The following is a 13,386-nucleotide window of genomic DNA, read 5'->3' as shown; positions in this document are numbered from 1 at the left end:
GCTAACAAGTATATATTGAGTTGCATTGCTGTGGTAAACTTTTAAATTTGTGACGTTAACAACCTCAGTATATGAAAAAACTCCTTATTGCAGGGGCATTATTAGCCGCTGTATGCACTTTACCGGCTATGGCCCAGCAAGACCCTACTGCCGAAGATCCCCTTTTAAAAATATACCGCGAAACACCGGCAAAAGTTAATAACCTGGTACATACCAAGCTCGACGTTAGGTTTGACTATAAAAAGCGGTATTTGTATGGTAAAGAATGGGTAACTATAAAACCTCACTTTTATCCTACAGATTCTCTTAGGCTTGACGCTAAAGGGATGGATATTAACAATGTTTCGATAGTGAAAAATGGTAAAAATACGCCGCTTAAATTCACTTACGACAGCCTTAGCCTGGGAATTAAACTGGACAGGGTGTATCGCAATTATGAGAACTATACTGTTTACATCGACTATACTGCTAAACCGGATGAACTAAAAACCCAAGGTAGCGCAGCAATAAATGATGCTAAAGGATTGTATTTTATCAACCCGGACGGAACCGATAAAGACAAACCTGTGCAGATATGGACACAAGGCGAAACTGAGGCTTCGTCAGCGTGGTTTCCAACTATTGACAGGCCGAATCAAAAAACCACCCAGGAGATCAGCATGACCGTTCCGGCTAAGTATGTAACGCTTTCTAACGGCCGCCTTGCCTCGCAAAAGCTAAATGGTAACGGCACACGCACGGACGTTTGGAAAATGGAGCTTCCGCACGCGCCGTACCTGTTTATGATGGCCGTTGGAGATTTCAAAATATATAAAGATAAGTGGCGGAATAAAGAGGTGAGTTATTACCTCGAGCCTAAATATGCCCCTTACGCCAAAGAGATATTCGGGTTTACGCCCGAGGCTATTGAGTTTTTCTCAAAAACAACAGGCATAGATTATCCGTGGGTGAAATATGCGCAAATTGTTTGCCGTGATTACGTGAGCGGCGCCATGGAAAACACCACTGCCACACTGCATGGTGAGTATGTTCAGGCAACATCACGCGAATTGGTAGATGCTTATTATGACCAGGCGCGCAGTACCATAGCACACGAGCTTTTTCATCAGTGGTTTGGTGATTATGTAACGGCCGAAAGCTGGAGCAACCTTACCGTAAATGAATCGTTTGCTGACTTTAGTGAAACCATGTGGGCCGAATATAAGTACGGAAAAGACGAAGGCGGAGCGCATATACATGACGACCTGCAGGCTTATCTTAAAACACCCGATGCAAAAACTAAAAACCTGGCACGCTTTCATTATCATGATAAGGAGGATGTGTTTGATGTAGTCACTTACCAAAAGGGTGGCGCCATATTATATTACCTGCGCAGTTATTTAGGTGAAGACGCGTTTAACAAAGGCATGAACATTTACCTTAAAAGCAACGCGTTCAAAAACGGCGAAGCACACCAGGTGCGCCTGGCATTTGAAGAGGCCAGCGGACGTGACTTAAATTGGTTTTTTAATGAATGGTACTTCAGTTCTGGTCATCCTATACTCGATATTTCTTATAAATGGGATGAAGCGTCAAAAACGCAAACAGTGTATGTAAGCCAAAGTCAGGATGGCAACGCCTTTACCTTGCCTGTTGCGGTTGACATTTATGCCGGAGGAAAAAAGCAGCGCCATAAGGTGTGGCTGCGTAATAAGGCAGATACCCTTAGCTTTAAAGTAGCATCTAAACCGGACCTTGTAAACGTAGATGCCGAAAAGGCCTTGCCTGCCCAAAAAACAGACCGGAAATCATTGGCGGAATTTGCCTTTCAATACGCTAACGCGCCGCTCTACCTTGACCGTTTTGAAGCTATGGAGGCGGCTAAAACAGAACAGGGCGATGCCACTGCGCAAAAAATTATGGTAGCGGCTATGAAAGACAAGTACTACCGCCTGCGCATAAAAGCTATTGAAGCTGCGGACATGAAAAATGACAGGATACGTAACGCTGCACAGCCCATTATTACGCAGCTTGCCCGTACTGACGATAATACGCTGGTTCGCGCGGCGGCTATAAAGGTGCTGGGTAAACTAAAAACATCCGCCATGTTGCCATTATACCGTGAAGCATTAAAAAGCCGGTCATACGCTGTACAAGGTGCTGCTTTAACCGCGTTAGCCGTATTGGAACCGGCCGAGGCGTTAAAACAGGCTAAAGCTTTTGAAGCTGATAATGCAGGCGCTTTAACGCCAGCAGTAATTAGCGTGTATTCAAACCAGGGAGGGTCTGCCGAATGGCCGTTTGTATATAAAGAGTATAGCAAGCTTACACCCAATGCAAAATTTGCCTCAATGCAAAAATTTGCTGAGATGGCGGGCAGGGTAGATAATCCGGCATATGCCCAGCAAGGTATTATATTGCTAAAAGACCTTGGCGTTCAATATAAAAAGTTTGGCGTGGGAGATTATGTAAGCAGTAACATCTCATTAGTTAAATCAGCGCGGGCGCAACATAATGATGATGCATCGGTTAAGGCAGCCGATGAGGCCCTGAAAGCTATTGAAGATGCCAAATAGATTTAACATTTATTTACATATTGATACAAAGAAGGTTGCCTATATTTATAGGCAACCTTCTTTGTAAAAAATTATAATTAAACACCATGAAAAAGTTTATCCTTATTGTCCTTAGCGTTAGTGCAGCTGCCCATGCAAATGCGCAGCAACCGCTAAAATATTCCCGGTCTGCGCCGCGTTTAGTTGATGATAAAGCCTGGCCCCAATTATGGGTAAAAGATAGCCTGTTCAAAACTAAACCCGAAAAGAGCGCCGGACCGTGGTTATTTAAAAAGAAGAGAGAAGACGCACTAGCGTTTTATAGCAATATGCCTGTAGCCCAGCCCTCCAAATCACGTAATAGTATGCCGGTGGCAGATCTTAGTGGTGACTTCAAGCACAGTATGCCGGTCGTTAAAATAGATAACATCAAACCAGGTACCTTGGCGATTGAAAAATTAGACCTCGATTAATAGTATAGCGCCGATTAGGTTTATTTAAGTAGTCCGGGTGTTAATACCGGGTCCGCCATCATTGACTGGTTTTACAGCGTATACCTTCCCAACATTAAAAATCTTTATTTAGTAGCTTTTCTAACTCGGCAAAGCTGATATTCATTTTAACGCGGCCATGTTTAGCGTAGGATATCTCACCTGTTTCTTCAGATACAATCAATGCGGTAGCTTCATTGGCTTCGGTTACACCTATGCCTGCACGGTGCCGCAGGCCAAATTGTGCGGGCAAATCGGTTTTGTCGGTTAATGGCAATATGCAGCTGGCCGATTTAATTTTATTTTCAGAGATGATAACGGCGCCATCATGCAACGGGCTGTTTTTCTGAAAAATGCTTTCAAGCAGGCGTTTAGAGATTTTCGCATCCATTAACTCACAGCTGTTCTGGTAAAACTGTTCGTCGTATATTTTGGCAAATACTATCAACGCGCCCGTGCGTGTTTGTTTCATGCTTTTACAGGCATCAATAATCGGCTTAATGCGCGCGTAATTGTTTTTTTCGGCTTCGGCTTTCCCAAAAAAATACTGCCACCATGCCCTGTTGCGCTGCAGGGAAGCGTTTTTACCTACAAGCAATAGAAACCGCCGTATTTCTTGCTGAAAAACTACCACAATGGCAATAATCCCAACGCTCATGAAATTGCCAAGGATGCCGGTAAGCAACTTCATTTTAAGCGCCTCAACTACAAAATATAATGCGCAAACCACAGCCAAACCGATGAAAATATTAGCTGCAATGGTGCCGCGTATCAGGTTATATAACTGGTAAATTATAAAGGCTACCAGCAGTACGTCCAGCACGTCAAATACCGTGAAGTTAAAAAGACTAAAATCAAACGACTGCATTTACGATATAGGAAGTTTCGGGTTAATGTAAGTTAATAAGAGCTTGTGCCTGGTGGCGGTACCTAAAAATAATTGCGGGAAACGAAGCCAGCTCTTTTATATAATAACGCGATGCCCCCGGTTCCCGCAATTACGCGTGGTTGGTTTAAGCAAATAAATTATTTTTCCATTTGTTCAATAACGTCTTTAGTAACTCCCGTGTATGAGAAACCGCCGTCGTGGAAAAGGTTTTGCATGGTAACCATACGTGTAAGATCGCTAAAAAGCGTTACACAATAGTCTGCGCACTGATCAGCACTGGCGTTACCCAGCGGGCTCATTTTTTCGGCATAATTAATAAAGCCGTCAAAGCCTTTAACACCCGAGCCTGCTGTAGTACGCGTTGGCGATTGTGATACCGTGTTTACCCTTACTTTTTTCTTAGTACCGTAAAAATAGCCAAAGTTGCGGGCAATGCTTTCAAGCACTGCTTTATTATCGGCCATATCATTGTAATCCGGAAATACACGTTGTGCCGCTATGTAGGTAAGTGCTACAACTGATCCCCATTCGTTAATAGCATCGTGTTTCATGGCGTATTGCAACACACGATGCAGGCTCAATGCTGATATATCAAAACCCTTATGGGTAAATTCATAGTTATTTTCAGGATATGGGATGCTTTTGCGCACGTTAACACTCATGCCTATGGAGTGCAAAACAAAATCAACCCCGCCGCCAAAATGTTCTTTAGCTTTCACAAAAAGGTTCTCAACGTCATCGTTTACCGTTACATCGGCAGGTATTACAGGAGCATTTATTTCTGCAGCAAGCTGGTTAATGGCACCCATACGCATAGCGATAGGCGCGTTGGTTAATATAATTTCTGCACCCTCTGCGTGACAGCGCTGCGCAGTTTTCCAGGCTATTGATTTCTCGTCAAGTGCACCAAAAATGATACCCTTTTTGCCTTTTAATAAGTTATAAGCCATAGTTAAGTTTTTAAGTGCGGTAAAGTTATTATTTATTGTTTAATAGTTGTACTAGTTAGCACGGTTGTGATTGTTAATTGCATTTTAATGCCTGTAAAAATGGCTAACATTCAGGCAAGACTAAATTTCATATACTATACAATTCAGCTATTAACGCCAAGTAATTCCCGGGCATTTTGCAGTGCGCTTTCGCCGGGTTTATCACCACTTAGCATCTTGGCTATTTCAGTAACCCGTTCCTGCTTATCCAGCTTTTTAATACGGGTATAAGTGGTTGCTTCGCCGTCGTCTTTGTAAACAAAATAATGGCTTTGGCCCTTGCCTGCAATTTGCGGCAGGTGGGTTATAGTTATCACCTGCAAGTTTTTAGCCAGGCGCTCCATAATGTGCCCAACCTTATTAGCCACTTCTCCGGATACACCGGTATCAATTTCGTCAAAGATAATAGTAGGCAAAGCGGTGTACTGTGCAATCAATGATTTAATACTGAGCATTACCCGCGACAACTCGCCGCCTGATGCTACCTTGCTCATTTCACCTAACGCGTGGCCTTTATTTGCCGAAAACAGGAAGCGAACACTATCCATCCCGTACCTGGTAAACTCTGTTGTTGAAGTAAGCTCTATTTTTAATACCGAGCTTGTCATACCCATTTCCGCAAGCGCTTTTATTACCTGCTCTTCAATTGTTGGTATAGCTTTGGCACGGCTGGCGGAAAGTTTCCCCGACAATTGCACCAAGTCTTCTTTTATAGCGGCAATTTTCTTTTCAAGCTTTTCTATCGCATCATCACTAAATAATGCCTGCTGTATTTTGTCAGAGAGTTCGTTCTGCAATTGAAGCAGCTCCGCATTTGTGGTAAGGCGGTGTTTTTTTTGCAGATTATAAATGATACTCAGGCGGTTGTTTACATCTTCCGCACGAACTTCGTCGGTATGAGTTTTTTGTTCGATGCTTTCAATTTCGGCTGCTATATCTTTCAACTCGATAATACTGCTGCCAAGGCGTTGATGTAAATCTTCAATAGCAGGGTTATATTTTTCTAACGCTGATAGCTGTTGCCCGGCTTCTTTTAATTGTATAAGTGCCGCTGCCTCGCCTTCCTGTAGTAAATAATTAACATTTAGCAGGCTGCGTTTAATTTCTTCGGCATTACTCAGGGCATATAATTCTTTTTCAAGCAATTCTTGCTCATCCGCAGATAGCGCGGCCTTTTCAAGTTCATCAAACTGAAATTGGTAGTAGTCGAGATCGGCTTTGGCTTTTTGGCTTTCCTCAGTTAATTGTTTTAAACGGGCAGTTTCATTTTTATACAGCCTGAACTTAGCCTGGTACTCATCAAGCAGGGTTGAGTGCTTAGCAACAGAATCAACCACCAATAACTGAAACTCCGGATCGTTTATTTCCAAAGTAGCATGCTGCGAATGTATGTCTATTAACTTTTCGCCTAACATTTTAAGCGTAGTTAAATTAACCGGGGTATCATTAACAAACGCTCTTGATTTTCCGTCAATACTTATTTCACGTCTTAAAACAGTGCTGGTTTCATAGTCAAGATCATTTTCTTCAAAAAACGCTTTTAGGTGCAATGCATCTATTTGAAACAGGCCTTCAATAATGCATTTTTTTTGCTGGTTGAAAAAATATCGGCTCTCTGCACGCTGCCCCAAAATGAGTGATAGCGCACCTAATATTATAGATTTACCGGCACCGGTTTCGCCTGTAAGGATATTTAAACCGGCATCAAAACCAATCTCCAGGTTATCTATAAGCGCGTAGTTGTGTATGGTGAGCTTTTGAAGCATAAAAAAGTATCCCCTGTTTATCGAGGATACTAAATTACAATTAGCTATTTGTAAATGCTAAACTAAATAGCTTTTTATGTTAGTTAGCGGGCTCGGCAGGTGGTGTGGCATCAGGCACTTGTGGTACTGCCGGTGCCGGGCTACCGGGGAGGGTTATCTCTTCAACCACTACAGGTTCTTCTACGTCATGCATCTCGGTTCCGGCTTGCACCCGTTTCTTAAAATCACTGCTGTTAACATAGGCGCTTAACTTAGCACTGGCTTCCTGCAGCTGTTTTTTGGCTCTTGTTATTTCGGGACTGTTGTTTAGTGCCTGCAGGCGTTTATTCAGGTTTTTAGTGTATTCCCTTGTTTTAACATTAACAGCATTGTTAATCGTTTTACTTATACTGTCACTGATTTTGCTTAACTCCGCTTGTTTCTTCTTGAAATCCTCGCTTTCATGTATCTGTTTTATTTTCTGACTTATAAGTTGGAGGTTCTGTTTTTGCGCTTGCAATTGCTGGGTTGCGTGCAACCGGCCTAACTGTGCGCTTGCAGTCCTTATTTTTTCTAATTCTTTTTTATAAGCGGTTGAATTAGTTTTTAAAGAGTTTAGACGTTCGCTTGCCTGGTTTAGCTCTGTTTCAAGCTTTTTCATTTCGGGCGAATTGTAATGCTGATCGAGTTCATTGCCTGCTTTGTCCATTTGCTCGTGCAGTTTCTGCAACTCGCTGTTATTCTCAAAGTATTTTTCAAAAGCCGCTGCTGCTAATTCTTGTCTTTTTAGTAAATCTTTTACTTTCGGACTCTCGTCAGTCAAAATTTGCTCATTAAGGTTGTTTTCAATTGCTTTATTGATGTTTTGATAAGCGGCGCTTTCGTAATATTTTTCTACAGCCTTACCATGGTTTTCCACTTCTTTTGATAATCTTTCAAATTCCGCGTCTTCAACATTATTCACCTGGCTGTTAGAAACTACCTTAGTGTTGCTTATTTTTGTAACCTGTTTTTTCCCGGGTTTCCTGGTCGGAAGTGTATCATTGTAAAAATACGCGTTTAATATCTGGTGAGGTACTTTCAATTTAATACGGTCGCCCTTTATTTCAGGATTTAGCCAGGCAATGCTACCTGCGCTGAAGGTAAACAGTAAAATTGCCGCTAACAGATGGCGTACGTTAAAATTCAGGTTTTTCGATGTCATGATCCGCTCGACACGATTAAGCAAGTGGTATTTTTTTCCTGTGGCTGCAAGCGCCAATTGTAAGCTTCGCTGCTTTGTTTGCTCAAGTGTTAGCAATGCCCGGGCGTATATAAGCGGCTGCCCGGTAATGTTCACTACGGCATCATCACAGCAGTTTTCGCGTTCGCTGTTAATTATGCGGTTGATCAGCAGCGCGAACGGGTTAAAAAACAGCAGTACCGATATTACTTGCTGTATCAAATTAAGCAGGTAATCGTTCCGTTTAATATGCGATAGTTCATGCAATAAAATGGCCTCAACCTCCGCAACCGACAAATTTGTTGTAATGGAAAGCGGGAGCAACACTATTGGTTTAAAAAAACCTATTACGCCGGGTACATCAACCATGCGGCTATAACTAACCAACACATTCTTTTTGATATTAAGTTGCAGGCACATTTGCTTAACCGTGCTTTCGAAATGCAGGGCCGGGGTAAGCGATTGTTTTACCAGGCTTATGTTACGCCAGCCAAAGCATAGCTTTAAAAAATTTAGTATGAAACCGGTAAGATAAATTACAGATATATATGGCAGGTATTCTTTTATTACATAATAGTAAACGTTTTCGGCAGCAGGCAAATACGTTAACGGCGGTATTATATCTTGTGCTGTTAAGGGCGTTACAGGCCGGGCAGCGCCCGCTAGCCACGTAAGTTTGCCTCCTTCTGCAATTAAGGTAACAACAAACCAAACAGCCATAGCTGCCACAGCTGCAAGGCTGATGTTATGTCGCCTAGCGGATGAAAGTCTTGGTACGCCGGATAGTATGATAGTCAATAGCAGGTAAATCAATAGGCCTTGCCACAGGGAGTGAAGGATAGTAATCCCTAAAATCTGGCTAATGTTATTTGTTAACGTTTCCATGTGATTATTTTTTGGATTGGTTAAATTGGTCTAAATATTTACGGATAGCATCAATCTCTGCCTCTGACGTGGTATGCTGGCCAAGCGCCTGTATAACCAGGTCAGACGCGGATCCTTTAAATACTGTTGCAATAATTTTATCCAGCGCCGTTTTTTGCGCCTGTTCGCGCGTAACCAGCGCTTTATATAAATGGGTTTTAGCATCGGTGTTGCGCTCAACCAACCCTTTCTCATACATTATCTGCATCAGTTTCAGGGTGGTGGTATAGCCGGCATCTTTATTCTTTGCCAATTCCTCATGCACTTCACGCACTGATGTGTATTCTTTTTTCCACAGAACCTGCAAAATTTCAAGTTCGCTCTCTGTTGGTTTTACCTCTGTGTTCATATTATACGAATTCCTTCGTACAAATATCTACGATAGATTTCGTATTAACAAATATTTTTCGAACTTTTTTGGAAATCCAGTTTTTTGTGCGGAGTATAATATGAAGGCTAATTGCCCTGCAGCTCTTTATACTTCATGCCATTTGCCGGATCAATTTGGGTAAGTATATTGTACGCGGCCGATCTTTCGGGTGGACTGGCTTTGCTAAAGATGGATACCAGCTCGTTACTTTTGGTAGTAAAAAACACTAGCGGAAACATTGATCCCAATCGCTTACGGTCTACCTCAGCGAGGGTGGGTAATATTTTATTTATAGCTGTACGGCCCTTAACCACGTTATCACTCATTACGTCGAGTCCGTTACGGTGATAATCATACATAAAGCTGCGCAGATTTGCATAAATCTTGTTATTCATGTTCTCGGCCATCCAGTATCGGTTAACATTTCCGTCAAACGCCTTCCAACCTCTGAACGAGCCGGTTTGCGCGTTTATAACGATGTTTTGAGCAGCAGCAAAAAACGGCGAGCCGCCATAACGCGAATAACTATCATAATCCATGCCCAATATCATGTAAGCATAAAATGCCATCACCGCGCTTAAATTGCCCTGGAAATTCTGGTCGGTATAATCAATAGTCTGGCCCTCGGTATACGTAAAGTCAAAATCGCGGTCGTTTATATTAAGTAATGTTGTGGTATAGGCCGAATTATATACCGGGCGGGAAGCCTGCACTTGTAATTCGCCGCTAAAATTGCTTGAGTTGTCCCATGCTGTTATAGTTAACACAAAGGTACAATCTATACGCTCGCCGGGCAAAATTTCATCGGGCGACCATTTGCGCCCATTTAAGAAATCGCGCATAGCAGTTTCAAGAACATCAAAAATGCGTTTGTTAGTAACCTGTATCCTGGGCGAAAGTACTTGCACACGCGCATTTAAATCTTGCGCGGCGGCACTGCAGCTAAAACAAATAAACAGGATATACAGGCACAGTTTCTTCATGGGTTAAGTAATTGGATAACTTTTTCGCAGATATCCCGCGCTACTTCGGTTTTCGTTTTCAGTGTAAATATAGTTTTTTGAAGATGCTTATCAATTATCGTGATCTTATTGGTATCGCCTTTAAAACCGGCACCCTCGTCATTCATCGAATTTAATATAATAAGGTCGAGGTTTTTTTTACGCAGCTTTTCTACCGCGTATTCTTCCTCTTTTTCAGTTTCAAGGGCAAACCCTATAAGCAATTGATCGTCGCGCTTGCTTTCGCCCAGTGTTTTTAAAATATCGGTTGTTTTTGTCAACTCAATATTTAGCACTGCATCCTGTTTTTTAATTTTTTGCGGCGCCACGGTAACCGGTGTATAATCGGCTACGGCTGCACTCATTATGCAGGCCGTATGCTGCGGATAGTAATGTGTGCAAGCCTCCAGCATTTCGGCAGCGGTAGTTACATTAACAAGTTTGATTGCAGGATTTTTTAACGTTTGCGACGTAGGTCCGGCAATAAGCGTTACATCAGCTCCCCTGTGGGCTAGTTCATCGGCTATGGCAAAACCCATCTTGCCCGACGAATGATTCCCAATAAACCGTACAGGATCAATCGCCTCAAAGGTGGGGCCGGCAGTAACCAGTATTTTTATATCAGCCAGAGGTAGCTTTTTTTTTAGCTGATCTGATAATAGAGCCACAATCTCTTCAGGCTCAGCCATTCTACCCTCACCGTATAATCCACTGGCCAGTTCGCCGGTACCGGCGGGTATCAATATGTTGCCGTATGCCTGTAGCTTAGCTACGTTTTGCACAGTTGCCGGATGCTTCCACATGTCAAGATCCATAGCCGGTGCAAAGTAAACCGGGCATTTGGCCGATAAATATATCGCGGTAAGCAGGTTATCGCATAACCCGTTAGCCATTTTCGCCAGCGTATTGGCGGTTGCCGGGGCTATCAGGAAAATATCACCCCATAAAGCCAATGCTACATGATTATCCCATTCGCCTGTAGAACGATCAAAATAATTAATATGTACAGGATTTTTTGAGAGGGTAGAAAGTGTTAACGGCGTGATAAATTCTGCCGCATCCGGCGTCATCACTACTTGTACATTAGCGCCGGCCTTAACCAGTAAGCGTACAAGCATAGCCGATTTATAAGCAGCAATGCTTCCGCAAATTCCTACGATAATGTTTTTACCCTCAAGCATTGAGTTAAAGTAAAAAATAAAAATTCAAAATTCAAAAACAGCGCATATGTAAAGCAAGCGCTACACAGGCTAAACGCCCTTTTTTTGAATTTTGAATTTTAACTTTTAGGTTAAAGTAAAGCTTACTGCTCCTTTGTAGGGTTGCGGTAATATACCTTATCATCTAAAAATTCCTGAACGGCTACCAGTGTAGGTTTTGGCAACCTTTCGTAATGTTTAGATATTTCAATCTGCTCGCGGTTTTCAAAAATTTCCTCAAGGTTGTCATTTGAAGATGCAAACTCTGATAGTTTTTGGTGCAATTCTTCTTTTATGTTGTTTGATAATTGGTTTGCCCTTTTTGACATAATAACCAACGATTCATAAATATTATCTGTCCCTTTGTCCAGTTCACGCAGGTCGCGGGTAACGGTGCTGTTTGCAACAGCTTGTTTATTCGTGTTAACGGTACTCATATCTTTTTTAATTAGCTAATTCAGGTGCTTGTTCCGTTTTAATTGACGGAGGTGTTGTATTAACAGTAGTGTCTTTCTCTGCTATTTCCTTTGCTTTTTTAGGATTAAAAGCAGCCTGGGCCAGTATTCTTTTAGCGTTTACTATACCTCTTTCGCTGTCTTTGCGTAAATCAGCTGTTTCGTCCAGGTATTTACTTTCGTTATATTTTTCGGTAAACTGATCGGCATATTCAATAGCTTGTGTATAACGTTCTTCCTGCTTGGTTTCCAAACTGTTTTGTGCAAATAAGTATTGTGCCTTTATGGTTAAATACTCCAGCTCTTCGGCGTATTTGGTATCCGGATAGTCGCGCAGGGTGTTGTTGAAAGCAATTACTGCAGATTGATAATCACCTATAGTATAATACAACTTGGCGTTGGCATATGCTTTTTCTTCAAGCTTATCGCGCAAATTTTGTATCAGTTTGCCGGCTTCGGCCACACGGTCACTTTTAGGATGCAGGTTTATAAAAAGCTGTAATGCCTCAATAGCCTTAGTGGTGTTCTCCTGGTCTAATGAATAAATTGGCGAATCGAGGTAATAGCAATAAGCCGACATAAAACGGCACTCTTCCGCACGTGTGCTGGATGGATAAGTATCAGCAAAGGTTTTAAAGTGGTAGCGCGCTGATGTATAATCTCTCAGCTTGTAGCTGGTATAAGCGTAGTAATAAAATAAATCCTCAGCCTCGGCGCGGCCCCTGTAACGCTGAACCAGGTCGTCAAAAAGCTCCAGAGCACGATCGTAGTTTTTACTGTTATAATAACGTAACGCCTCCTTATACTTCTTGGTGTTATCATTACTGGCCTTAAGTTTTTCAAATTTGCTTTTACAACCTCCCAGGGCAATTATTAAAAATGCCAGCAAGCCCGCCAATAACGATAGTTGTTTTTTAAACATTTTGCAAAGATAGTTAATATTATAAATCAGTCAATTATTATTTAAGCGCTAAATATAACGCGCGTATTTGTATACTATATATGTAACTGCGGTATTTAACATCTTTTAACTTAACGCGTGTTTGGATACAATTAACCTAATATAAAGTATAGTTTTATTTACTGATGCGGCGATGGATATCTGAGTAATGGCTCCTTAAAATTTATTTCAAATTTTTCTCATTGATTTACATAGTGTTATGTTTTTAGGAGACATATTAGTGGGCTTTAGTAGGTAAGTGTCAAAATAAATCGTACCTTTGCAGCCCGCAAATAAGGAAAGCGGGACGTTCTCTGAAGAAATACAGCAAACAAAAAAATAAAAATAAAGTTTGCAAAATTAAAAAAGGTTCATACCTTTGCAGTCCCAAAACAAGGGAGCTCAACAGAGAGCAAATGCTGAAAGCGATTTTCAGTATCAACATTGAAAAGTTACCATGTAATAATGGTTTCACATAATCCGAACCGCGAGGCGAGGAGACAAAGTTCTTTAAGGAAATAGAAAATAGATCATGTAGTACAGCGGGCTACTTGGGAGTTAAAGAGGGAAGCTTAGGCGGACCGGAATAATGGAAGAGTAGTTTAGCTGAAGAGAAAGTTAGCAATA

General features: G+C 41.8%; 11 protein-coding genes. 2 read left to right on the top strand and 9 right to left on the bottom strand.

Annotated elements, in window-relative coordinates:
- Positions 1–71: 71 nt before the first annotated feature.
- A complete protein-coding gene (locus DJ568_RS05845; RefSeq protein WP_114004330.1) occupies positions 72–2,555 on the top strand; it encodes a M1 family aminopeptidase in 2,484 nt (827 codons plus the stop codon).
- Between the two features lie 86 nt (positions 2,556–2,641).
- Complete coding sequence (locus DJ568_RS05840) at positions 2,642–3,007, top strand: hypothetical protein (protein WP_114004329.1); 366 nt, start codon at positions 2,642–2,644, stop codon at positions 3,005–3,007.
- Between the two features lie 94 nt (positions 3,008–3,101).
- Here the strand turns inward: DJ568_RS05840 and cdaA are convergent, their stop codons facing one another.
- The 9 genes from cdaA to DJ568_RS05795 form a co-directional block, all read right to left on the bottom strand.
- Positions 3,102–3,893 carry a diadenylate cyclase CdaA gene (gene cdaA / locus DJ568_RS05835; RefSeq protein ID WP_114004328.1) on the bottom strand — a complete coding sequence of 264 codons (792 nt, stop codon included), beginning with the start codon at positions 3,891–3,893 and terminating at the stop codon, positions 3,102–3,104.
- Between the two features lie 158 nt (positions 3,894–4,051).
- On the bottom strand, positions 4,052–4,864 hold the full coding sequence (locus DJ568_RS05830) for an enoyl-ACP reductase FabI (RefSeq protein WP_114004327.1): 813 nt from the start codon (positions 4,862–4,864) through the stop codon (positions 4,052–4,054).
- Positions 4,865–5,007: 143 nt separating this feature from the next.
- Positions 5,008–6,669 carry a DNA repair protein RecN gene (gene recN, locus DJ568_RS05825; RefSeq protein WP_114004326.1) on the bottom strand — a complete coding sequence of 554 codons (1,662 nt, stop codon included), beginning with the start codon at positions 6,667–6,669 and terminating at the stop codon, positions 5,008–5,010.
- Between the two features lie 79 nt (positions 6,670–6,748).
- Positions 6,749–8,755: a M56 family metallopeptidase gene (locus DJ568_RS05820; RefSeq protein ID WP_114004325.1), complete on the bottom strand. Its 2,007-nt coding sequence runs from the start codon at positions 8,753–8,755 to the stop codon at positions 6,749–6,751.
- A gap of 4 nt (positions 8,756–8,759) precedes the next feature.
- Positions 8,760–9,143: a BlaI/MecI/CopY family transcriptional regulator gene (locus DJ568_RS05815; RefSeq protein WP_114004324.1), complete on the bottom strand. Its 384-nt coding sequence runs from the start codon at positions 9,141–9,143 to the stop codon at positions 8,760–8,762.
- A gap of 107 nt (positions 9,144–9,250) precedes the next feature.
- Complete coding sequence (porD, locus tag DJ568_RS05810; RefSeq protein ID WP_114004323.1) at positions 9,251–10,147, bottom strand: type IX secretion system protein PorD; 897 nt, start codon at positions 10,145–10,147, stop codon at positions 9,251–9,253.
- Complete coding sequence (gene coaBC, locus DJ568_RS05805; protein WP_114004322.1) at positions 10,144–11,346, bottom strand: bifunctional phosphopantothenoylcysteine decarboxylase/phosphopantothenate--cysteine ligase CoaBC; 1,203 nt, start codon at positions 11,344–11,346, stop codon at positions 10,144–10,146. The genes porD and coaBC overlap by 4 nt, the downstream gene beginning before the upstream one ends.
- 122 nt (positions 11,347–11,468) lie before the next feature.
- A complete protein-coding gene (locus DJ568_RS05800; protein ID WP_114004321.1) occupies positions 11,469–11,801 on the bottom strand; it encodes a DNA-directed RNA polymerase subunit omega in 333 nt (110 codons plus the stop codon).
- A gap of 7 nt (positions 11,802–11,808) precedes the next feature.
- The gene (locus tag DJ568_RS05795; RefSeq protein ID WP_114004320.1) at positions 11,809–12,741 is read right to left on the bottom strand and encodes an outer membrane protein assembly factor BamD; all 933 of its coding nucleotides are present in this window, start codon (positions 12,739–12,741) and stop codon (positions 11,809–11,811) included.
- Between the last annotated feature and the right edge of the window lie 645 nt (positions 12,742–13,386).

The sequence above is a fragment of the Mucilaginibacter hurinus genome (assembly GCF_003324525.1).
Classification (GTDB): Bacteria; Bacteroidota; Bacteroidia; order Sphingobacteriales; family Sphingobacteriaceae; genus Mucilaginibacter; species Mucilaginibacter hurinus.
Note: the sequence above shows the minus strand (reverse complement) of the source record. Positions and strands in the feature narration are given on the sequence as shown.

Excerpts from the sequence above, each read along its gene's own strand:
- DJ568_RS05845 (WP_114004330.1), top strand. The coding sequence starts at position 72 with ATGAAAAAACTCCTTATTGCAGGGGCATTATTAGCCGCTGTATGCACT.
- DJ568_RS05840 (WP_114004329.1), top strand. The coding sequence starts at position 2,642 with ATGAAAAAGTTTATCCTTATTGTCCTTAGCGTTAGTGCAGCTGCCCAT.
- cdaA (WP_114004328.1), bottom strand. The coding sequence starts at position 3,893 with ATGCAGTCGTTTGATTTTAGTCTTTTTAACTTCACGGTATTTGACGTG.
- DJ568_RS05830 (WP_114004327.1), bottom strand. The coding sequence starts at position 4,864 with ATGGCTTATAACTTATTAAAAGGCAAAAAGGGTATCATTTTTGGTGCA.
- recN (WP_114004326.1), bottom strand. The coding sequence starts at position 6,669 with ATGCTTCAAAAGCTCACCATACACAACTACGCGCTTATAGATAACCTG.
- DJ568_RS05820 (WP_114004325.1), bottom strand. The coding sequence starts at position 8,755 with ATGGAAACGTTAACAAATAACATTAGCCAGATTTTAGGGATTACTATC.
- DJ568_RS05815 (WP_114004324.1), bottom strand. The coding sequence starts at position 9,143 with ATGAACACAGAGGTAAAACCAACAGAGAGCGAACTTGAAATTTTGCAG.
- porD (WP_114004323.1), bottom strand. The coding sequence starts at position 10,147 with ATGAAGAAACTGTGCCTGTATATCCTGTTTATTTGTTTTAGCTGCAGT.
- coaBC (WP_114004322.1), bottom strand. The coding sequence starts at position 11,346 with ATGCTTGAGGGTAAAAACATTATCGTAGGAATTTGCGGAAGCATTGCT.
- DJ568_RS05800 (WP_114004321.1), bottom strand. The coding sequence starts at position 11,801 with ATGAGTACCGTTAACACGAATAAACAAGCTGTTGCAAACAGCACCGTT.
- DJ568_RS05795 (WP_114004320.1), bottom strand. The coding sequence starts at position 12,741 with ATGTTTAAAAAACAACTATCGTTATTGGCGGGCTTGCTGGCATTTTTA.